General features: G+C 41.6%; 15 protein-coding genes and 1 riboswitch. Of the genes, 6 read left to right on the top strand and 9 right to left on the bottom strand.

All coding sequences use genetic code 11. The features are described from left to right. Positions 1–5: 5 nt before the first annotated feature. From rng to EES38_RS10775, 7 genes are all read right to left on the bottom strand, one after another. Positions 6–1,475: a ribonuclease G gene (gene rng, locus EES38_RS10805; RefSeq protein WP_124937226.1), complete on the bottom strand. Its 1,470-nt coding sequence runs from the start codon at positions 1,473–1,475 to the stop codon at positions 6–8. Positions 1,476–1,497: 22 nt separating this feature from the next. Then, positions 1,498–2,058, bottom strand: a complete 561-nt coding sequence (locus EES38_RS10800) for a Maf family protein (RefSeq protein WP_124937225.1) — start codon at positions 2,056–2,058, stop codon at positions 1,498–1,500. After that, positions 2,058–2,546 carry a rod shape-determining protein MreD gene (mreD, locus tag EES38_RS10795; RefSeq protein ID WP_124937224.1) on the bottom strand — a complete coding sequence of 163 codons (489 nt, stop codon included), beginning with the start codon at positions 2,544–2,546 and terminating at the stop codon, positions 2,058–2,060. The genes EES38_RS10800 and mreD overlap by 1 nt, the downstream gene beginning before the upstream one ends. Further along, positions 2,536–3,420 carry a rod shape-determining protein MreC gene (gene mreC / locus EES38_RS10790; RefSeq protein WP_124937223.1) on the bottom strand — a complete coding sequence of 295 codons (885 nt, stop codon included), beginning with the start codon at positions 3,418–3,420 and terminating at the stop codon, positions 2,536–2,538. The genes mreD and mreC overlap by 11 nt, the downstream gene beginning before the upstream one ends. Before the next feature lie 59 nt (positions 3,421–3,479). Next, the gene (locus EES38_RS10785; protein WP_124937222.1) at positions 3,480–4,523 is read right to left on the bottom strand and encodes a rod shape-determining protein; all 1,044 of its coding nucleotides are present in this window, start codon (positions 4,521–4,523) and stop codon (positions 3,480–3,482) included. A gap of 217 nt (positions 4,524–4,740) precedes the next feature. After that, on the bottom strand, positions 4,741–6,732 hold the full coding sequence (csrD, locus tag EES38_RS10780; protein WP_124937221.1) for an RNase E specificity factor CsrD: 1,992 nt from the start codon (positions 6,730–6,732) through the stop codon (positions 4,741–4,743). A 132-nt stretch (positions 6,733–6,864) separates the two neighbouring features. Continuing rightward, positions 6,865–7,392 (bottom strand): single-stranded DNA-binding protein, encoded by a 528-nt coding sequence (locus EES38_RS10775; protein ID WP_124937220.1) that lies wholly within the window; start codon positions 7,390–7,392, stop codon positions 6,865–6,867. Between the two features lie 182 nt (positions 7,393–7,574). On the opposite strand from EES38_RS10775, the gene EES38_RS10770 reads away from it, so the two are divergent. The 5 genes from EES38_RS10770 (at position 7,575) to lysC (ending at position 15,826) form a co-directional block, all read left to right on the top strand. Further along, positions 7,575–8,321, top strand: coding sequence for a LuxR C-terminal-related transcriptional regulator (locus EES38_RS10770; protein ID WP_124937219.1), 747 nt, complete (start codon positions 7,575–7,577; stop codon positions 8,319–8,321). 151 nt (positions 8,322–8,472) lie between these two features. Further along, a complete protein-coding gene (galU, locus tag EES38_RS10765; protein WP_124937218.1) occupies positions 8,473–9,345 on the top strand; it encodes a UTP--glucose-1-phosphate uridylyltransferase GalU in 873 nt (290 codons plus the stop codon). 128 nt (positions 9,346–9,473) lie between these two features. After that, positions 9,474–12,296 carry an excinuclease ABC subunit UvrA gene (gene uvrA, locus EES38_RS10760; protein WP_124937217.1) on the top strand — a complete coding sequence of 941 codons (2,823 nt, stop codon included), beginning with the start codon at positions 9,474–9,476 and terminating at the stop codon, positions 12,294–12,296. A gap of 64 nt (positions 12,297–12,360) precedes the next feature. Then, complete coding sequence (locus tag EES38_RS10755; RefSeq protein WP_124937216.1) at positions 12,361–14,073, top strand: PglL family O-oligosaccharyltransferase; 1,713 nt, start codon at positions 12,361–12,363, stop codon at positions 14,071–14,073. A 111-nt stretch (positions 14,074–14,184) separates the two neighbouring features. Further along, a riboswitch (Lysine riboswitch) is annotated at positions 14,185–14,362 on the top strand. 108 nt (positions 14,363–14,470) lie between these two features. Then, positions 14,471–15,826 carry a lysine-sensitive aspartokinase 3 gene (gene lysC / locus EES38_RS10750; protein ID WP_124937215.1) on the top strand — a complete coding sequence of 452 codons (1,356 nt, stop codon included), beginning with the start codon at positions 14,471–14,473 and terminating at the stop codon, positions 15,824–15,826. 85 nt (positions 15,827–15,911) lie between these two features. Here the strand turns inward: lysC and metH are convergent, their stop codons facing one another. Beyond that, positions 15,912–19,592: a methionine synthase gene (gene metH / locus EES38_RS10745; protein WP_124937214.1), complete on the bottom strand. Its 3,681-nt coding sequence runs from the start codon at positions 19,590–19,592 to the stop codon at positions 15,912–15,914. Between the two features lie 195 nt (positions 19,593–19,787). Between metH and EES38_RS10740 the strand changes: the two genes are divergently transcribed. Then, positions 19,788–21,125 (top strand): cation:proton antiporter, encoded by a 1,338-nt coding sequence (locus EES38_RS10740; RefSeq protein ID WP_124937213.1) that lies wholly within the window; start codon positions 19,788–19,790, stop codon positions 21,123–21,125. Between the two features lie 46 nt (positions 21,126–21,171). Here EES38_RS10740 and EES38_RS10735 read toward each other — a convergent pair whose 3' ends face one another. Continuing rightward, positions 21,172–22,155 carry a phospholipase A gene (locus tag EES38_RS10735; protein WP_124937212.1) on the bottom strand — a complete coding sequence of 328 codons (984 nt, stop codon included), beginning with the start codon at positions 22,153–22,155 and terminating at the stop codon, positions 21,172–21,174. Positions 22,156–22,604 lie beyond the last annotated feature (449 nt).

The raw sequence follows: 22,604 nt of genomic DNA, 5'->3' as shown, positions 1-22,604 counted from the left end.
TTCCATTACATCATTACAACATCGAACTGTTCTTGAATATAAAGCGGCTCAGCCTGAATACGCACTTGTTTACCGATAAACACTTCTAGTTCAGCAAGGGCGTGAGACTCATCGCCTTGTAAAGCCTCTGCGACTGCAGGAGAAGCGTAGACAACAAACTGGTCTGCGTCATAGGCACGATTAACCCGGGTAATTTCACGCAAAATTTCAAAGCAAACCGTTTCAACTGTTTTAACGCTTCCTCGGCCTTCACAAGTTGGACAAGTAGAACATAGAATATGTTCAATACTTTCTCGAGTTCTTTTACGTGTCATTTCAACTAAACCAAGGTGCGTAAAGCCATTGATATTGGTCTTTACTCTATCCTTGCTTAACGCAACGTCTAAAGAGGCAAGCACTCGCTTACGGTGCTCATCAGAGATCATATCAATAAAATCGATGATAATGATGCCACCCAAATTTCTTAATCTTAGCTGACGCGCAATCGCTTGAGTTGCTTCAACGTTAGTATTGAAGATAGTCTCTTCCAAATTACGCCGACCAACAAACGCTCCAGTATTGATATCTATTGTGGTCATTGCTTCGGTTTGATCAATAATCAGGTAGCCACCCGATTTAAGCTCTACCTTTCTCTCTAATGAACGCTGAATTTCATTTTCAGTATCGTACATATCAAAAATAGGCTTTTCACCTTCATACAATACCAATTTATCTGTTAATTCAGGTACATACTCAGATGTAAATTCTTTTAGGTTTTCAAATTCGAGGCGAGAATCGACTAAGATTTTATTTAATTCGGTACCAACAAAGTCACGCAGAATGCGCTGAGACAGCCCCAACTCACCGTACAGTGTTGTTCGTGTCTTATATTTCGAACGTCTTTCGAGTATTTTTGACCATAAGCGTTTTAAAAATGCCGCATCCTGACGTAGCTCTTTTTCATCTGCCCCTTCAGCAGCAGTTCTGATAATAAAGCCACCAAGATCATCACAGTATTGGCCAACAATATCTTTTAAGCGGCTGCGCTCATCTTCACTTTCTATTCGCTGTGAAACGCCTACGTGTCCGGCACCAGGCATAAAGACAAGATAACGAGAGGGCAGAGTAATATCGGTAGTCAGTCGCGCACCTTTTGTTCCCAAAGGATCTTTAACAACCTGAACGACAATGTCTTGTCCCTGACGTACCAACTCAGAAATGTCTCTTACCTGAAATTGTTGCTTTTCATTTTCAGCAACACACTCGGTATGGGGGACAATATCCGAAGCATGTAAAAACGCAGCTTTATCTAGTCCGATATCAACAAATGCAGCCTGCATTCCGGGCAACACTCGGCTGACTTTGCCTTTATAAATATTGCCAACAATGCCACGCTTCGCATCTCTTTCGATATGTATTTCTTGAAGGATCCCCCCTTCAATCATCGCAACCCGGGTTTCTGTGGGAGTGACGTTCAATAACAACTCTGCGCTCATGGGAACACCTCAGATTTTAAATTTATAAAAATTCTTGCAAGAGCTGATCAGTTTCATATAAAGGTAGGCCAACAACAGCATAATAACTGCCTGAAATACGAGTAACAAACTTGCCACCAATACCTTGAATACCATAACTGCCAGCTTTATCTTGTGGCTCTCCTGAGTCCCAATAATTTTGTATTTCTTGTTCTGTCAGCTCTTTGAACCAAACATCAGTAGAAACCACAATTGTCTTAACTTTTTTTGGCGTCGCGACTGAAACCGCTGTTAATACCTGGTGTTGATGACCAGACAGCATCATAAGCATTTTCTTAGCATCATCAAAATCGCTAGGTTTCTCGAGAACACTACTCCCAGAGACAACCACAGTATCGGCACCAAGCGAAACATCACAATGATACATATTCATTACAGCTGTCGCTTTGCTTTCAGCCAAACGCTGAACATATTCTATAGGTGTTTCTTGTGCTGATTGAACTTCTTCAACACCAGGAACACAAATTGAAAATTGGTACCCCAGTTGGGTAAGAAGCTCTTTTCGACGTGGAGACCCCGATGCCAATATTAGCGATTTACTCATCAGCGGATATTCCAGTAACGTCTAACTCTGCGCAATAAAAAGAACAACCAAGGCCATAAAATACAGCTTATAAGCCCAGACCACAGCGACAACGGATTAAAGTCAGTTTCTCGGATCAGATATTCGCCCGCAAAAACGAATACATCCAATAGCATTGCCATAAAACCGATGACTAACGCTTGTTGCCATAGTGCCATATTTCTTAAAACCAAAAAGTTCATGGCTACAAGATAAACAACAATAGACATCATCATACCGCGAATGCCGAGAGTCGAACCTAAAAGCAGATCCCACAACAGTCCAAGAATTAATGCAGTACCAACATTGACCCTATGAGGTAAAGCCAAAACCCAGTAACACGTAATCAATAAGATCCATGGTGGTCTAAAAAGATCCAGTGTTCCAGGCCAAGGAATCGTTTGTAAGATCAATGCGCATATAAAAGAAACCCAGATGATAAAATGACCTTTAATAACACTACTGCCCATTTTTATCCTCATCTTCTGAGTGTAACGTCGATTGGAGTACTTGCTGCTGTCGATCCTGATTTGGCCAAACCAATAGCAGGTATCTCAAGCGATCAAAATCCACCACGGGATCAGCGTAGATGACTGCGAATTCTCTTCGCGTATCCTTGTCAACTTTAGATACTCGACCTACTGGATAGCCTTCTGGATATACGCCCCCCAGACCAGAAGAAACCAACATATCACCCACTTTTACGTCAGTGCTACTAGGAACATGCTCTAGCTGGATTTTATCCATTTGTCCGTTACCAGAAGCAATGACCCGAATATCATTACGTAGGTTTTGTACAGGAATGGCACTATTCGAGTCGATTAGCAATAACACTCGACTATTATGCGCAGCGACAAATGTTACCTGCCCAACAATACCATTTTCATTGATTACCGGCTGCCCTTCGTAAACACCATCAATATGGCCTTTATCAATAACAACTTGATGTGTGTAAGGCGATGTATCAACCGCCATAACCTCTGTCACCATCTTACGTTCATCACGAACAAAAGAGGATCCCAAAAGTTTACGTAAACGTTCGTTCTCTTCTTTGTACTGCTTAAGAAGAATTAAATCACTTTTAAGCGATAGTACTTCATGCTTTAACTGTTGATTTGAACTCAGAAGCGTTTTATGACTTTGAAATCGCTCGTAAAAACCATCAAACATACTTCGAGGTAAATCTGCAGCATATTGGATCGGAGCTATTAAGCTGTTTAACAAGTAACGAACATCAGAAAATGCATTTAAACGGCTATCAGCCAGCATTAAGCTGGCTGATATAACGACAGAAAAAAACAAGCGCAACGGGAGAGATGGGCCTCGCCCAAAAATTGGCTTCATTACTCACTAACCCCAGTTTTGATTGGATGCGGAGTTCTATATTAAATATTTAAAAACAATTACTCTTCGCTGAAGAGGTCGCCGCCATGCATATCGATCATTTCTAGAGCCTTACCGCCACCTCTAGCAACACATGTCAAAGGATCATCTGCGACAACAACAGGGATACCCGTTTCTTCGGTCAGAAGACGGTCTAAATCTTTAAGCAATGCGCCACCACCAGTTAATACCATTCCATTTTCAGAAATGTCTGATGCAAGCTCTGGCGGACATTGTTCTAAAGCAATCATGACTGCAGAAACAATTCCTGTTAGTGGTTCTTGAAGAGCTTCAAGAATTTCATTTGAATTCAGAGTGAAGCTTCTTGGTACACCTTCAGCGAGATTACGACCACGAACTTCGATTTCACGAACTTCATCGCCTGGATATGCAGAGCCAATTTCATGCTTGATTTTTTCTGCCGTAGCTTCACCAATCAAACTTCCATAATTACGTCTAACATAATTAATAATTGCCTCATCAAATCGGTCTCCACCGATACGTACTGACGAAGAATAAACCACGCCGTTTAGAGAAATAACAGCAACTTCAGTCGTACCACCACCGATATCGACAACCATCGAACCAGTAGGTTCAGACACTCGCAAACCAGCCCCAATAGCTGCAGCCATTGGTTCATCAATCAAATAGACTTCACGAGCACCCGCGCCCAGAGCAGACTCGCGAATCGCTCTACGTTCAACTTGAGTCGAACCACATGGAACACAAACCAGAACTCGAGGACTTGGTTTAAGGAAACTGTTGTCATGTACCTGTTTGATAAATGTTTGCAGCATTTTTTCCGTAACATAAAAATCCGCAATAACGCCGTCTTTCATAGGACGAATTGCTGATATATTACCGGGAGTACGGCCTAACATTTGTTTAGCGGCTTGCCCTACAGCAGCAACACTTCTACCACCACGACCTTTATCTTGGCGAATGGCAACAACAGAAGGCTCGTCAAGAACAATACCTTGTCCTTTAACGTATATGAGAGTATTGGCAGTACCTAAATCAATTGATAGATCATTTGAAAACATGCCACGAAGTTTTTTAAACATATTCTTCGCTCGTCCTGAAAGAGATATAAATTTATTAAGATTAAAAAAATTGCCCTAAATGTACCAATGCCTTACCAACACGGCAAGGTATTGAAGCCCAAACATGGACATAATGCAGCAATTTCTAACACATTTCTTACTGAAAGTCCGGATAACCACCTCACAAACTGTGAAAAACGGAACCACAACACTTAATTGTTACTATACTTGCCCAAAATCATCTTTTTTTCCAACGATTTCTTTTCCCTAGCGCCACAATAGACGTTTTTTTTGGTAAAGGTACAACTTGCTTTTCCTGATCAAAGAAGCGCCCCTGAACTCCATGGATACCGAGTGACTTAAGAACATGCCACTCATACTCAAACTCGACCCCAACGGCGATAACCTTTGTCGTTGAACCACCACATGCTCCAATCATACTTCGAATAAATAATTGGTTTTCATGTCTTTGATTGATTCGTTTAATTAAACTGCGATGAAGCTTCACATAGTCAATATTTAAATCTTTAACATAGTGAGTGCTTACTATCGTCCGACCAGCCTGACCAACAATAACACTACAACCAAACGCTTTTAGCATTTTAACTACGGGTCTCATGTAGTCTAAGTGTTGGACAAGATGCCCCTCAGTAAATTCAAAAGCGAGCTGTTTTCTCAAACGTAATGGCACCTGAATAAGAAGATCTCTAAACCATTTCAGATAAGAGCGGTCTTCAAATGGTACAACATACAAGTTAATAGAAAGACTCTGCTCATCTTTACTCTCTCTAAAATACTCAAGCGCTCGAACAATCACGGCCTTATCCAAAATTGTCTGATAACCCACAGTTTCAATTGCAGAACTAAAGTGAGAGGCTTTAATAAGACCTTTCTGCGGCTCAGATAAGCGAACAAATAACTCATTATGAATAAAATGAAGAGACTCAGAGTGATCGATAAGAAAACACTTCTGAGAGAATAGATGAATTTTTTCAGGCTGAATTGATTGATCAAACAGCGTTCGCCAACGCACGTTTCCACGCTCTTCATCAGACTGGCGAACTTTATTAAAGCGACTCCATGTATTGATATTTTGCAGCTGCGCACTCTTCAATGCCGTTTCTGCCTCATCCACAATTCTTGCTCTACTTTCGCCTTCCTGATACATACTGATGCCAATATGACACCAGTTATCTTTTTCTAGAGGTCGAGGAGGATCAATTCGTTCTAATGCTTTCAAAAGCTGGACTGTTGCATTTGCAATTTCTCGAGAACTCTGATGAGGAATCAATACTGCAAATACTGACTCATAGTATCGGGACAGCATCCCCTCGGGGTATCGTTGAATAATGTTTGAAACACATTCTCCAACCAGAACAACAAGCTCATCCAGAGCATATTCTCGTTCGCTTTCATGTTCTAAAGAATCGACATCGCTGATACCAATTAAAATCACCCCACCTTGGGAGCCATTTTCCAATAACGTAGCTTCAAGCTTACTATCAAATAAAATACGATTCGCCGCTCCCGTCAGTTGGTCTAGGAATGTTTGTGAGCGTATAAACGTGTCAAACCGACTTCTCTCCTGTCTAGCGTCTTGCAGTTCTTCAATCAGCTTATCCAACGCTTCACTTGCCGTGTATGGCCACTCTCTTTCATCGCCTTTAGCAAACTGCTCTACTCGACCAGCGAGTATCATTCTCCCTCGCTCTTCGAGTAATTCGGAACCTATTAACTGCTCCTTTAACCATTTAACTCCCCGCAGTAGGCAGAAAATGATCAAAATAACCGCAAGAGTAATAGACCACATGGCGCCAAGAGAATAGGTATAACCGATATAAGGGGGAACAGCTTTGAAATGAAGGGAATAACCTTCGTTACGCTTGAGGGGAATATCTACAGAGAAAAGACGATGAATATCTACTTTAGAAGCTGTATCTTTGAAATGATATACCTCTCCTGCTGGTGAATTTAAGGTCATTTCAACAATATTACTGGCTTGAAGTAACTTTGGCATCCACCGCTGCATAGAATAGGCGGAGTCAGGTTCTTCTAGCTCTTTATCAACGACTTCTACGATCCCATTGAGGTAATGATTTAAGTATTCTTGTCCTAACTTTTGAAACGAAAGTGTGCCACCGACAAACAAGATGAACATTGCGACAGTCACAATTACAGTGACAAAAGCCACTAGTCGAGTGCTCAATTTTAGCGTTGGGGTGTATCTCATGAATACCAAATCCTTTTTATATTCATAGATAAAGAATAGACCAACGCTAATAGTAACGCGTTTATTGTCTTTTACATATAAAAAGCCGCGATTTCTCGCGGCTCTACATATTAAATGTTCTAAATAATCGATCTAGAACGGAATATCATCATCGAAATCCATTGGAGGCTCATTGTACTGAGGCTGGGATTGCGCTGGTTGTTGATTCTGAGGCTTGGCAGCTGGCTGCTGATATTGAGGTTGCTGAGGCTGTCCCCATCCACCTTGCTGCTGAGGTGCGTTCATACCTTGAGGTTGACCACCTTGCTGACGTCCACCAAGCATTTGCATAACACCGTTATAGCCCTGGACAACGATTTCAGTTGTAAAGCGATCCTGACCACTTTGATCCTGCCACTTACGTGTCTGAAGTTGTCCTTCGATATAAACTTGAGAGCCTTTACGTAAGTATTCTCCAGCAACTTCAGCTAACTTGCCGAACAATGCTACACGGTGCCACTCCGTTTTTTCACGCTGCTCACCTGTTGCTTTATCACGCCATGTATCTGAAGTAGCAACAGTAATATTCGCTACCGCGCCACCACTTGGCATATAACGAATTTCTGGATCATTACCTAAGTTACCGACTAGGATAACTTTATTTACTCCACGGCTTGCCATTCTCTGCTCCGTCTAGTGTCTTACATGTAAAGTATCGGCATAGGATAACATGCTTTCAAGGTACGACAAATTTTCTCTTTGCACTTCATCGCAAACATTTCTGACACAGACATCGCGAAAACGAGAGTTGCTAGTCGAGTCATATCTTTACTTACCAATGAGCTATTGTTTCAGCTAATTATTTGAAGTTTCTCGTTAAATCACATTCTTCGCTTGAACCTGTTTCGTGCATAACACATGGTGCAACCACCATAATTAAAGAGGGTAAATACATGCACAGAACCGATTACCAAAGAACACTTTATTTCTTAACTTTATCTGAAGAGGCTGGCTTTAAATCCCGACATATAGAACATCTTTCAAATATTTTTTCATATTCTTCTAAGCGTATAGACTCGCTCTCCACTCTCATCGACAACCCCTACGATTTGCATCCTCATAAAATTTTTGTCTTCGACTATGATAACGCTGAAAGCATTACAGCTTTTTTCAAGAAAAAAGTACCACAGAATAATAGAGGAGAGATGGTTGTTATTAATTCACCTCAAAGACTGACAACAGACAGACTTATCTCGTTTGGCAATCTAAAAGGACTCTTTTATACCTCAGCACAATATGGAGAAATAAATCGTGGATTAGAAGAAATTGTTAATGGACAAATGTGGCTTCCTAGGCGAACTCTAGGACAACTAATTCATTTTTACCGTCACCACTTTGAGAATATCAATCTCAGTGCTGCGATGAATCTGACTTCTAGAGAAGTAGAAATACTCAAATCTCTTGAGGCAGGAGGCAGTAATCAGGCTATTGCCGATAGCTTATTTATCAGTGAACCAACGGTAAAATCTCATTTATATCAGATCTATAAAAAGATAGCGGTAAAGAACCGAGCACAGGCAATTAGTTGGGCGAGAAATAACTGTGTCTAATAGTCTCACTTTTGAAACTCGTTGTGTTTTTACTACAATAAGTGGTGTATCGTAGTATTCACGTCAAAAAAGCGTGTTAGAGTGTCATTATTGTCAACTAGACAAATTTTATTTCATTTACTTAACAACTAGGTAACAAGGCTTTCATAATATGATTAAAAAGTGTCTCTTCCCAGCAGCAGGTTACGGTACACGTTTCTTACCAGCAACAAAGTCAATGCCGAAAGAAATGATGCCCGTAGTAAATAAACCACTGATTGAATATGGTGTAGAAGAAGCAATTCAAGCCGGTATGGACGGAATGTGTATCGTGACAGGTCGTGGTAAGCACTCGATCATGGATCACTTCGACATGAACTATGAGCTTGAACACCAAATCCAAGGTACAAACAAAGAAAAACTGCTTGGTGATATTCGTCAGATTATCAGTTCAACTCACTTCACTTTCATACGTCAACGCGAAATGAAAGGTCTTGGTCACGCGATCCTAACTGGTCGTGAACTAGTTGGCGATGAACCTTTTGCTGTTGTGTTAGCGGATGACTTGTGTGTTAATCCAGACGAAGGCGTATTGGCTCAGATGGTTGCTTTATTTAAGCAGTTCCGTTGCACTATCGTTGCCGTTCAAGAAGTACCAAAAGAAGAAATCCATAAATACGGTGTTATTTCTGGTGAAATGATTAAAGACGATCTTTACCGCGTCGACGACATGGTTGAGAAACCAAAACCTGGTACTGAACCAAGTAACCTAGCAATCATTGGTCGTTACATTCTAACTCCAGATATTTTTGATTTAATAGAGCAAACAGAACCTGGTTTAGGTGGTGAAATTCAAATTACAGATGCATTACTAAAACAAGCTAAATCTGGCTGTGTTCTTGCGTACAAATTTAAAGGCAAACGTTTTGACTGTGGTAGCGTAGAAGGCTATATCGAAGCAACTAACTTCTGCTACGAGAATATGTATAAGTCAAATTCAGAAAAAGTAGAATTGAATAAACACTCTACTCGTAAAGGCGAGTAATCGTCAGCCTTTCGAAGCCAGAAAAACAGTGAGCACTTGCTCACTGTTTTTTTATCCAGTATTTCTCTTTTCAGTTTGAACGCTCTATGTAATACTGATTCCATTTTCAAACCACTGTAGTGAATGAGATGGATAAGATAGAAATTCGTGGTGCACGCACTCATAACCTGAAAAATATCAACCTGACACTGCCAAGAGATCAGTTAATCGTTATTACTGGCCTTTCCGGTTCAGGAAAGTCATCACTGGCTTTTGATACGCTCTATGCCGAGGGACAACGACGCTATGTTGAGTCGCTGTCTGCGTATGCAAGACAATTTTTATCACTCATGGAAAAGCCTGATGTTGACCACATTGAAGGGCTGTCTCCCGCCATTTCGATTGAACAGAAGTCGACATCACACAACCCTCGCTCAACAGTAGGGACGATTACCGAAGTTTACGATTACCTACGACTTCTCTATGCACGAGTTGGTGAACCGCGCTGTCCTACACATAATGTTCCACTAGCCGCACAAACCATCAGCCAGATGGTTGATCAGGTTTTGACTCTGCCAGAAGGAAGTAAATTGATGCTTCTTGCTCCTATTGTTAAGGAGCGTAAAGGTGAGCATGTAAAGACGCTGGCTAATCTGTCAGCGCAAGGATTTATTCGGGCTCGTATTGACGGTGAAACCTGTGATTTGAGCGATCCACCAACATTAGAACTGCATAAAAAACATACTATCGAAGTTATCGTTGATCGTTTCAAAGTCCGGGATAACCTACAACAAAGATTAGCAGAGTCCTTTGAAACGGCACTCGAACTCTCCGGTGGCGTAGTAACGGTTGCTCCAATGGATGGCGATGATAAAGAAATTGTTTTTTCATCGAACTTTGCCTGCCCCCACTGTGGATACAGTATGCGAGAGCTTGAGCCAAGGTTGTTCTCGTTCAATAATCCAGCTGGTGCCTGTCACACTTGTGATGGATTAGGTGTTCAGCAGTATTTTGATCCCGACAGAGTTATACAAAATAGTGAACTTAGTTTGGCCGATGGAGCAATTCGAGGTTGGGATAAGAAGAACTTTTATTACTTTCAAATGCTTAATGCACTAGCAGAACATTATAAATTTGATCTTTATGAACCTTTAAATCAGCTTCCTAAAAAGATACAAAACATCATTTTAAATGGCTCAGGGTCTGAAGAGATTGAGTTTAAATATGTGAATGACCGTGGTGACATTCGAGTAAAACGCCATCCATTTGAAGGGATCTTACCTAACTTGGAACGCCGTTATCGTGAAACAGAGTCCAACTCAGTACGTGAAGAGTTGGTGAAGTATATTTCTAACAAGCCCTGTTCAACCTGTAATGGCACACGCTTAAGAGAAGAAGCCAGACATGTCTTCGTTAAGGATACAACGCTGCCGCAAATAGTAGAGTTAAGCATATCCGATACCCTGACTTTCTTTCAAAACCTAAAACTTGAAGGGCAAAAAGCCCAGATAGCTGAGAAGATAATGAAAGAAATAAACGATCGTCTTAGCTTTTTAGTTAACGTCGGACTCAACTACCTGAACCTCTCTCGGAGCGCCGAAACGCTCTCAGGTGGTGAAGCTCAACGTATTAGACTTGCCAGTCAGATTGGTGCTGGTCTAGTTGGTGTAATGTATGTATTAGATGAACCATCAATTGGCTTACACCAACGAGATAACGAACGCCTATTAAAAACTCTCACGCATTTACGTGATTTAGGTAATACCGTCATCGTCGTTGAGCATGATGAAGATGCGATAAGAATGGCCGATTATGTGGTTGATATTGGTCCAGGAGCGGGAGTCCATGGGGGACAAATTGTTGCTCAGGGCACACCGAAACAAATTCTAAAATCAAAAGCATCTTTAACAGGGCAATATTTGAGTGGTGAAAAGAAAATAGAAGTACCGCTGCACCGAACGCCGATAGATAAGAAAAAAACGGTTAACTTAATTGGCGCAAGTGGTAACAACTTAAAAGACGTCACTTTATCGGTTCCCGTTGGGCTATTCACCTGCGTTACTGGTGTATCTGGCTCAGGAAAATCAACGTTGATCAATGATACCTTTTTCAAGATAGCGCACATTGCACTCAACGGTGCAACGGCAACCACGCCAGCTCCGTATAAAAAGATTGAAGGGCTAGAATATCTAGATAAGGTTATCGACATCAATCAAAGTCCTATTGGAAGAACGCCACGTTCAAACCCAGCGACTTACACTGGTATATTCACGCCAATCAGAGAACTATTTGCAGGAACACAAGAGTCGCGTTCTCGTGGATACAAACCGGGGCGTTTCAGCTTTAACGTTCGAGGTGGACGCTGTGAAGCTTGTCAGGGTGATGGTGTTATCAAAGTTGAAATGCACTTCCTACCCGATGTTTATGTTCCCTGTGATGTATGTAAAGGAAAACGATACAACAGAGAAACACTTGAGGTTCGTTATAAGGGAAAAACGATAGACGAAGTACTAGAGATGACAGTTGAAGATGCTCGTGAATTTTTCGAGCCCGTACCCGTGATAGCAAGAAAACTACAAACATTAATCGATGTCGGTTTGTCCTATATTCGTCTGGGACAAGCGGCAACGACGCTATCTGGCGGTGAAGCGCAAAGAATTAAGCTTGCTAAGGAACTGTCTAAACGAGACACTGGAAAGACTCTTTACATTTTGGATGAACCGACAACCGGGCTGCACTTTCATGATATTCAACAGCTACTCACGGTACTCCATCAATTAAGAGATAGAGGCAATACTGTCGTCGTCATCGAGCACAATTTGGATGTCATTAAAACGGCAGACTGGATTGTTGATTTAGGTCCAGAAGGTGGACAAGGTGGCGGAGAGATTATTGCTCAGGGAACGCCAGAAGAGATCGTTGAAGAAACTCGCTCGCACACCGCACGTTTTCTCAAACCTATGTTAAACTGAAAAAACAACGCAATAAAGGAACTGTGGTAATCTCTACAGTTCCTTAATAAATAAAGATTTATTTATGGCCCAACTGCTCCTTAAAGGAACACGTTTAGAAGAAGTCGCGCCGAAGAAGCCGCTTAGCAAGCTGTTTATGTCAATCATTGGCAGCTTGTATATCGTACTATTCTATCTTTCAGCTTGGTGGGATAGTGGCTATGGTATAGAAAGATACTCAAATCTATTAACTTGGTTTGTTAGCCTAACCCTTATTCTTGTTGGCCTTATCCAGGTAACAAGAAACTGCTATTTGCGTTATTCAAAACTGACCTTAGGGCTATTTTTCTGTTGCGTTCTTCTGACTCTGCCAATATTTGAGTCAGATGTAAATTTAACGCAATCATTACCACGAGTTATCGCTATATGGCTTGGATGGTTGCTGTTTTTATCTCTGCAGCAATTCCCTTTTAGTAATAAATATAAACAGCGCCTACTTTGGTTTATTATCCTCTCCAGCCTCATACAAACAACGTTTAGCTATGCAGTAATACTGTCTGTTTACTTAGATAAAGGACTATTTGAACCCCACCAGATATGGGGCGGTTTCTCTAGTTATTACTCGCTCGCGACTTTTCTGATGACCGGGGTTTTAGCGTCAGGTTATTTACTGGCGAAGCAACCTAGAAAGTATCAATTCACTTGGAATAAGAATTCCCTACTCTATTTCGTACCCATCTATACCCTGCCTTTATTGCTGCAGATGTACTCTCCAACATTGTGGTTTACGTTACTAATTAGTATCTCGGCATTGTTAAAGTACGTAATAAAACGCTCAACAACCAGAAGATTGGTGGGTTGGTCTATTTCTTTATTCTTCGGAACTGTCTTCGGGACACTTTATTTTTATACATCGATTATCTCGCCTGTTTTTCCAAACTCAGAATCTGAAGACAGTATGATGCTGTCAAGCATTGCTCAAACGAGTGATATGTTTATTGAAAGGCCTTTTTCTGGATACGGCTACGGGAAATTCCCCGAAGAATACGTACTTTATACGGCACGGCAACATGCACTAAACCCAAGCTTTCCCCCAGCCATGGATGAGCTGCTGTCTCCCCACAGTGAAATACTCGTGTGGGGAATCGAAGGGGGATTAATTCCTGTAGTCGCCATCATTCTTGCTGGCTTGTTCGTTTTGGCTCGAGGCTACTTTGCCAAAAAAGGCGTTCGATTGGCGACATTCTCTCTTCTTTTCCCTGTTGTCATTGGGAGCCAATGCTCTGATATTATTCACCAAACTCATCTTCATTGGATAACTTTTGTTATCCTTCTCTACTGGCTCGATCAGCGAGTTACTCGATACAGAAGACGGCCCCTTGCCGCATGGAAAATTCGTTTATTGCAACTAACGGCATTGCCTATCGGTACTGTTTTTTGTGCCTATCTGATTTTAGTCGGATATAACCATTACTATTACTATCAGTTCAAGCAAGCTGGGACTTACTCTTTGTTAAATAAACTAATTGAACCTACCGTTTATCGAGACAGTGTATTGGTAGAGAAAATAACAGAAGCACTAAAAGAAAACTCATCAGTAGAAATTAGTCATTATTTACCCGAACTGTTAACGCTGATAAAACAGCAGCCATCGCCAGCTTATTATGATTTATTGATAAGAAGTTATGATATTTTAGGTGATGAGAATAAAGCTCTACAAACTCATTTGGAAGCCCACTATTTATTCCCTCAACATCACTTTCATACTGAAATACCATCAGTTGAAGAGGTCCCTTAAACATTCGCAATCGCATCAATTTGATGGAAAACAAATATAAAAGATAAATTTCCATAAATAACAAATTAGCCATTGACAAAGAATCCCGTAACACGTTCAATACATGGGCTATCAAGCAGAAGAGGAGCACTACCCAGGTAGATGTTTTGTGGAGCCTCAACTCCAATACATTACATTCATGGGGAGTAGTGCCGAGATAAACCCTAGTTGCGGATTGGGTTTGTCGGGTGACTGGGCTGAATCCCATCAACTGTCATCAGCTCACCGCTGATGAAGAGCTTCTGAGGTAATCGAATTGTCTCGCCTCTATATTTGCTCTAGAAAAACTCTCTTCACAAACATGAGTCGTTGGAGAACCAACTACATTTTTCATTCTAGAAGTCGTGGGAGAAATGCCGTGAGTGCATTCAATGTCGCTAAGTTTGGCGGAACCAGTGTTGCTAACTTTGAAGCAATGAGCCGCAGTGCGTCTGTGGTTGAGAGTAATCCTGATACAAAACTTGTCGTAAGTAGCGCATGTTCAGGCGTAACCAACTATTTGGTTGAGCTAGCGAACGGAGTAAAAGACGCCACTCAACGTCAGGAAATTTTATCCCAACTTGCGAATATCCATTTTTCAATTATCGATGAATTGAAAGAACAAGAGCAGGTAAGAAATGAAGTCCAAGCTATTCTTGATACAGTTGCTAGTCTTGCTGAAGCGGCATCGTTCCAATCAAGTAATAAGCTAACGGATCACTTAGTTGCTTGCGGTGAATTAATGTCTACGCATATTTTCGCTCAGCTAATGCGTGACCGTGGAGCAAATGCAATTCGCTTTGATATCCGCGAAGTACTGCGTACAGACGATAATTTTGGCCGTGCGGAGCCACAAATCGAAGCTATCGCTACATTAGCAAAAGAAAAATTAGCACCGCTATGCAATAAATATGTTGTAGTGACTCAAGGCTTCATCGGTTCAGATGAACAAGGAAACACAACGACTTTAGGACGTGGTGGTAGTGACTATTCTGCAGCCTTAATTGCCGAAGGTGTTCAAGCTGCAGGTTTAGAGATCTGGACAGATGTACCTGGAATCTACACTACTGATCCTCGTATCGCACCAAAAGCAAAAGCAATTTCAGAAATCAGCTTTAGCGAAGCATCTGAAATGGCAAACTTTGGCGCAAAAATTTTACACCCATCAACACTATTGCCTGCTTTACGTCACGGCATTCCAGTGTTTGTTGGTTCGTCTAAAGAACCCGAACTTGGTGGTACCTGGATTCGTAAACGAGTGGAAAGCTCTCCTCTGTATCGTGCCGTTGCTCTACGTGCTAACCAAACGATGGTGACAATCCGCAGTGCGAAAATGTTCCATGCTTATGGGTTTTTAGCAAAAGTATTTGAGATTTTAGCGAAACATAAAGTGTCGGTGGACTTGATTACCACTTCAGAAATCAGTGTATCGTTAACACTCGACAAGACAGACACTTCAGGTGGTGCTCCAGAACTACCACCAGCAGTGCGTTCTGAACTTGAAGAGTTAGCTAGTGTAGAAGTAGAACGTAACCTAAGTCTAATTGCTTTGATTGGTAACCAGATGGAAACTAAAGGTTATGCGAGAGATGTATTTAGTACACTAGGTGATTATCACCTAAGAATGATTTGCTACGGAGCAAGTGATCATAACCTTTGTTTCCTAGTCGATGCTGATGAAGCGAAAGCCGTAGTACAAAAAATTCATCATGATTTATTTGAAGATGCAGAATAACTAAAAAGCACAACTAAACGAGATATGTATTAAATGAAAAGGGGTTAGCGATGCTAACCCCTTTTATTATCTAGCAATATTATCATTACAGACCGATATTTGGTGCCAGCCACTTCTCTGCTTCTTCAAGAGACCAACCTTTTCTCTGCGCGTAATCTTCCACTTGATCTTGCTGGATTCCAGCAATCGCGAAGTAGCGCGATTCAGGATGTGAAAAATACCAACCAGAAACAGACGCACCAGGCCACATTGCGTAACTGGATGTCAGTGACATACCGATCGCTTCTTCAACATTGAGCAGGCTCCATATCGTGGCCTTCTCTGTATGCTCGGGACACGCAGGATAACCAGGAGCAGGACGAATACCCTGATAATTTTCACGAATCAAATCTTCATTTGAAAGCGCTTCATCCGGAACATAGCCCCACAATTCCTTACGAACTTTTGCATGCAGATATTCAGCAAATGCTTCAGCCAGACGATCAGCCACAGCTTGGATCATAATCGCGTTATAATCATCACCTTTCGCTTTGTATTCATCCGCTAATTCTCGTTCACCGATACCGCCAGTCACAGCAAACGCGCCTACCCAATCTGACTTTTTCGTTGCTTTCGGAGCTACATAATCAGATAAGCAGTAGTTAAATCCTTTCGGCTTCTGCGTTTGTTGGCGAAGATTATATAATGTATGTACAACATCTGTACGCGACTCGTCACTATAAACTTCGATATCATCACCCACACTAGCCGCAGGGAAAATACCGCAAATTCCTTTAGCTTTGAGTAGACCTTCTGCTTCGACTTGGTCTAAAAGTGCGTTGGCATCATTAAACAATCGTTTCGCTTCTTCACCCACCTCTTCATGCTCGAATATCGCAGGGTATTTACCCATTAACGACCAAGTCATGAAAAACGGTGTCCAGTCGATATATTGCCTTAAGATAGCAACATCCATATCTTCGATCACATGGATACCTGGCTTCACTGGTGCAGGAGGGGTATAAGCAGCCCAATCAATATCAACCCTATTCGCTCTCGCCGCCTCTAGTGTCACTGGCTTTGTTTTCGGCTTTTTACGAGCATGCTGCTCACGAGTACGCTCATAATCAAGATTTAGTTTTTCAATAAATGCAGGACGAAGATCATTTGATAATAATGATGTACATACGCCAACAGCACGTGAAGCATTATTCACATACACGACAGGTTGGCTGTAATTCTGCTCGATCTTAACCGCTGTATGCGCTTTTGATGTCGTCGCACCACCAATCATGAGTGGCAGGTCAAATCCTTGCCTTTCCATTTCCTTCGCTACATGAACCATTTCATCTAAAGACGGCGTGATTAAACCGGAAAGACCTATAATATCGACGTTTTCTTCTTTGGCAACTTTGAGAATTTTCTCACATGGAACCATGACACCAAGGTCAATAATTTCATAGTTATTACACTGTAATACGACACCAACAATGTTCTTACCGATATCATGAACATCGCCTTTTACGGTCGCCATAAGTATTTTACCGTTTGACGTGCCCGCCTGTTTCTCAGCATTAATATACGGTTCCAAATAGGCTACCGCCTGCTTCATTACTCGCGCTGATTTAACGACCTGAGGAAGGAACATTTTACCTTCACCGAATAAGTCACCAACAACGTTCATTCCATCCATCAAAGGACCTTCGATCACTTCAAGCGGCTTAGATGCGTTGGCTCGAGCTTCCTCTGTATCTTCTGTAATAAACTCGGTAATACCTTTGACTAATGCGTGCTCAAGTCTTTTCGCTACTGGCCAAGTACGCCATTCAAGTGCAGAAGCATCATCAGCCTTACCTACCGCATTCTCACGATATTCGTCCGCAATCTCGAGTAAATTTTCCGTTGCATCGTTATGTCGATTAAGAATCACATCTTCAACAGCATTTCGAAGTTTTTCAGGAACGTTATCATATACTTCAAGCTGACCAGCATTTACGATTCCCATATCCATACCGTTTTTAAAACAATGGTAAAGGAAGACAGCGTGAATAGCTTCGCGGACGTAGTTATTACCGCGGAATGAGAACGATACGTTGGAAACACCGCCAGAAACCATGGCATGTGGTAGGTTTTTCTTTATATCACCTACAGCATTAATAAAATCAAGCGCATAATTATTATGATCATCAATACCGGTCGCTACAGCAAAGATATTAGGGTCAAAAATGATGTCTTCAGGTGGGAAGCCTACCTCTTTCACCAAAATGTTATAAGCGTTGGTACAGATTTCGATTTTACGTTCACGAGTGTCAGCCTGACCCACTTCGTCAAATGCCATCACGACAACTGCCGCGCCATATCGACGAAGTAATTTTGCTTGATGAACGAATTTCTCTTTGCCTTCCTTAAGGGATATTGAGTTAACAATTGCCTTACCTTGAATGCATTTTAAGCCAGCCTCAATCACTTCCCATTTAGAAGAGTCAACCATGATTGGTACTTTAGAGATCTCAGGCTCTGAAGCACAAAGATTGAGGAAACGGACCATACAAGCTTCCGCATCAAGCATCCCTTCATCCATATTGATATCGATGATTTGGGCACCGTTTTCGACCTGCTGACGAGCGACATCCAGTGCTTCATCATACTCTTCTTCTTTAATCAACCTCTTAAAACGAGCCGAACCTGTTACATTGGTCCTTTCACCCACATTAATAAAGAGAGTTTCTTTAGCGATATTTAACGGTTCAAGCCCAGCTAAACGACATTCAACAGATATATCAGGAAGTGCTCTTGGTTTTACACCTTCAACAACGCGAGCCATTTCGGCAATATGTTCTGGCGTTGTACCACAACAGCCACCAACTAAGTTCAAAAAGCCAGATTGCGCCCATTCCTGAATATGTTCAGCCATATCTTCAGGAGAGAGGTCATATTCACCAAAAGCATTGGGTAAGCCAGCATTAGGGTGGGCAGAGACACAGCCTTCAGAAATTCGTGATAACTCTTCTACATACTGACGAAGCTCATCAGGGCCCAAAGCACAGTTCAGACCAAAGGAGATGGGCTTAACGTGACGCAATGAATTATAAAACGCCTCTGTTGTTTGTCCTGACAGAGTTCGTCCTGAAGCATCAGTGATAGTACCCGAGATCATGACAGGGAGTTCAATACCAATTTCTTCGAAAACGGTTTCGACAGCGAAAGCACACGCCTTTGCATTAAGGGTGTCAAAAATCGTTTCGATAAGAATAAGATCAGAGCCGCCTTCAATCAGAGCTTTAACCGACTCAGAATACGCTTCTACAAGTTTATCGAACGTTACGTTACGAAAACCCGGATCGTTGACATCAGGCGAAATAGAACATGTACGGTTAGTTGGACCGAGAACACCAGCAACGTAACGCGGTTTATCCGGGGTCTTCTTAGTCCACTCATCTGCAGCAGCTCGAGCAAGCTTAGCGGCTTCATAGTTGATTTCAGCACTTAACGATTGCATGTCATAGTCAGCCATAGCAATCGTTGTTGAGTTAAAGGTGTTGGTTTCGAGAATATCAGCACCAGCTTCCAAATAAGCACAATGGATCTCTTTAATTAAAGAGGGTTGAGTCAACACCAAAAGATCGTTGTTACCTTTCAGATCGCAATGCCAATCAGAGAAGCGCTTGCCGCGATAATCTTCCTCTTCAAGCTTGTAACCTTGGATCATGGTGCCCATACCACCATCGATCAAAAGGATTCGTTCTCTTAGCTGTTGCTCTATTTGTTGTCTGATATTCGTTCCCACGTTACAGCCTCATTCCATACATTTCTCACGCCACACATCCTAACACAGTCTCGTTAGAAATCTAGACGTCTAAACGTAGATCGATGGAACTATTTATTGTTAAATTCATCACAAACATTATGGAAAAAAGTGTTTGCTATTTGTCCAACATCAAAGGAAAATTTCCGACACAAATTGTAACAATATGAGAAAACGATGTCGGTCTATTATACTCTCTGCTTTCTTTCTGCGGCGGCAATGGGAATTGCCTTTATAAATAGCAAGATAAGTCGTATGCAAACGACAATTGCCATTACCGCTGGTGCGATGATCCTCTCTCTTATCATTCTAGTCGCAGGTCAAAACAACTGGTTCCATTTGAGCCAAATTGCTACAGAAACGATGACAAGCATTAACTTTGAAAACTTTCTTCTTAAGGGTATTTTAGGCTTTCTTCTGTTCGCGGGTGGTTTGGGAATTAAATTACCGAATTTAACTGATCAAAAATGGGAAATTGCAGTACTGGCATTAGGCGCAACCTTATTCTCCACCTTTTTCATTGGCTGTGTTCTGTACTTTATATGCCAACTTATTGGTATTCAATTTGACCTTGTCTACTGCCTTCTATTCGGCGCACTAATTTCTCCTACCGACCCTATCGCTGTTCTGGCTATCGTGAAAAAACTCAATGCTCCCAGAAGGATTTCCACGCAAATTGAAGGCGAATCCCTATTCAATGATGGTTTCGGTCTGGTCATCTTTGTAACCCTTTTTACGATTGCGTTCGGTTCAGAAGCGCCAACAGTAACCAGTGTTTCAATGCTTTTCTTACAGGAAGCCATTGGGGGAATCTGTTATGGGTTAGTTTTAGGACTGCTTTTCCACTATCTCATTAGCTCAACCAACGATCACTCAATGGAACTGTTACTGACGATCGGTATCCCAACAGCTGGGTATGCTTTTGCTGAAGTAATCCATGTATCGGGACCACTCGCAATGGTCGTCTCAGGAATAATGATCGGTAACTGGACTCGCTTTATTGGGTTTTCGAAGGAAAGTGAAGAACACCTTGATCGTTTCTGGGAGTTAGTCGATGAATTCTTAAACGGCGTATTATTCCTATTAATCGGTATGTCTATGCTGTTATTTGAATTTCACGAAGAAGACTGGATTCTAATGGCGATCGCAGTACCTTTGGTATTACTTGGACGTTATCTAAGTGTATTCACTGCTTATATTGGTTTCAGAAGATATCGTCAATATAACTCTTGGTCGATCAAGATACTGACTTGGGGTGGACTAAGAGGCGGACTAGCTCTGGCAATGGCACTGTCGATTCCATCAGGGATACTGGTGATTCCAGACAAGCTAATTGACGTTAAAGAGTTATTGCTCGTAATGACTTACGCTGTAGTTGTGTTTTCAATTCTCGTGCAAGGTTCAACTATCACACCTATGATAGAAAAAGCGAAGGAAGAAGAAAAAAAGCTGAAAACCTCTGAGCTAAACCAAGGTAGCTCAGAGGTTACGCATCTCGCCGAAGAAAAAGAATAAAAGATAAGTAAAAGCCTTCCCTATCAACATCTTCTGTAGTGAATCACTACAGAAGATCGTTCAACGCAATCCCCACGCCGACTCTTTGGATATGGTAGTTGTAATCAATCAAGCTCTCACCATAACCATTAAAGTACTGAACATAAACCCGGAGATTATTTAATATTGGATAACTCCAACTTAACTGTACAGCTCCTTTGTTATCCCCAAACTCTAAGTTATCACGCAGTACAACTGCAAATCGATGCTTGTCGACACCATATAGCCCTGTTAACTCGAAGTTACCCATATAATGGTTAATATCTGGATTATCATCACCAGATGCATCACTGGGCGAACTCTTATCAGATTCAGGTATACGCCACCATGTTTTTAAACCCAGAGCAAAGGGCCCTTTATCAAAGACCATTTCGCCAAAAACGCGGTTCCAGCTACGAGATAATTCACCAGACTGTCCATTCGATTGGTGGTTTAAACCGACCTGCCATAAGGAATTTGTAAAACCCGCCACTTTCCAATCATTTTTAAATTGGAGAAACAGTTCTGGTTCATGAACGGTTTCACGGAAAGGAGAAGAGCTACTTTTGTTGTAGACTTGCCACCATGACTGATTCGTATAGGCAAAGTAAAGATCCCCTGTGTCGTCAAACAAATGTGTGCTTAATGGCATTTTGAAACTTATCTGGAATTTCGCCTCTGTATTGTCCAATGGCTGATAATCATCCTCAAGCGCTTCTTTAAACGGTTCATCGTTCGTATGCGACATATAAGTAACGGGCATTATGTAGTTCGCTTTATATGGCGTGATAACAAAAGGATTATCGATGACCTTTTCTTCTTGCTCAATTCGTTCATCGACCAGAGATTCCTCTGTTCCTGAATTATCCGAATCAGTCACTACCTGGGATTGATCATGGCTGTCTGATACAGAATTATCTTCAGCATTCGCAGAAAATGACAGTACGGATAGGGAAATAGAGGCAAAAAAGGCAACCCATCCGGTACGTCCTGTGAAGTTTTTGGACAACATGTTGATTTCCTAATTGAAGAATATTGAATATAAAATAACATTCCAATCAGCGAAGGGATACGCTTAAATAAGGACTATCACAATAATTTCACTTAGGATGTGGACACTTACATTAACTTTACAGTTAATTAGTTAAAGTATTAATTCGAATAAATACCGGACGATTCTTTTGTTGTGTGATTTAGTTGTCCGATACTCTGATGGTGATAGGTGAGTCTGATGATTGAGTGACTATCACTCGGCTCTTGCTTGGCCCCGACTCAATGGCCTGACTGGCGTCTTACTTTTTGCTCTCTTTCTCTTTAGATGAACCGACTTTGTTACCGGCCAGGTCATAATCACTTTTTAGATAAAATGCGCTGTACGCGAATGCACCCCACATAGTCTTTCTCCTTATCTTAATAGTTTGGTTGGTTGTCTTACGCTTTTTTCACGTCGGCTTTTTGTGC

The organism is Vibrio viridaestus (assembly GCF_003856525.1).
Classification (GTDB): Bacteria; Pseudomonadota; Gammaproteobacteria; order Enterobacterales; family Vibrionaceae; genus Vibrio; species Vibrio viridaestus.
The sequence above is the reverse complement of the archived record's forward strand: the minus strand, read 5'-3'. Positions and strand labels throughout refer to the sequence as shown.

Excerpts from the sequence above, each read along its gene's own strand:
- uvrA (WP_124937217.1), top strand. The coding sequence starts at position 9,474 with ATGGATAAGATAGAAATTCGTGGTGCACGCACTCATAACCTGAAAAAT.
- galU (WP_124937218.1), top strand. The coding sequence starts at position 8,473 with ATGATTAAAAAGTGTCTCTTCCCAGCAGCAGGTTACGGTACACGTTTC.
- EES38_RS10800 (WP_124937225.1), bottom strand. The coding sequence starts at position 2,058 with ATGAGTAAATCGCTAATATTGGCATCGGGGTCTCCACGTCGAAAAGAG.
- EES38_RS10740 (WP_124937213.1), top strand. The coding sequence starts at position 19,788 with ATGTCGGTCTATTATACTCTCTGCTTTCTTTCTGCGGCGGCAATGGGA.
- mreD (WP_124937224.1), bottom strand. The coding sequence starts at position 2,546 with ATGGGCAGTAGTGTTATTAAAGGTCATTTTATCATCTGGGTTTCTTTT.
- EES38_RS10735 (WP_124937212.1), bottom strand. The coding sequence starts at position 22,155 with ATGTTGTCCAAAAACTTCACAGGACGTACCGGATGGGTTGCCTTTTTT.
- csrD (WP_124937221.1), bottom strand. The coding sequence starts at position 6,732 with ATGAGATACACCCCAACGCTAAAATTGAGCACTCGACTAGTGGCTTTT.
- EES38_RS10785 (WP_124937222.1), bottom strand. The coding sequence starts at position 4,523 with ATGTTTAAAAAACTTCGTGGCATGTTTTCAAATGATCTATCAATTGAT.
- rng (WP_124937226.1), bottom strand. The coding sequence starts at position 1,475 with ATGAGCGCAGAGTTGTTATTGAACGTCACTCCCACAGAAACCCGGGTT.
- EES38_RS10775 (WP_124937220.1), bottom strand. The coding sequence starts at position 7,392 with ATGGCAAGCCGTGGAGTAAATAAAGTTATCCTAGTCGGTAACTTAGGT.
- mreC (WP_124937223.1), bottom strand. The coding sequence starts at position 3,420 with ATGAAGCCAATTTTTGGGCGAGGCCCATCTCTCCCGTTGCGCTTGTTT.
- EES38_RS10755 (WP_124937216.1), top strand. The coding sequence starts at position 12,361 with ATGGCCCAACTGCTCCTTAAAGGAACACGTTTAGAAGAAGTCGCGCCG.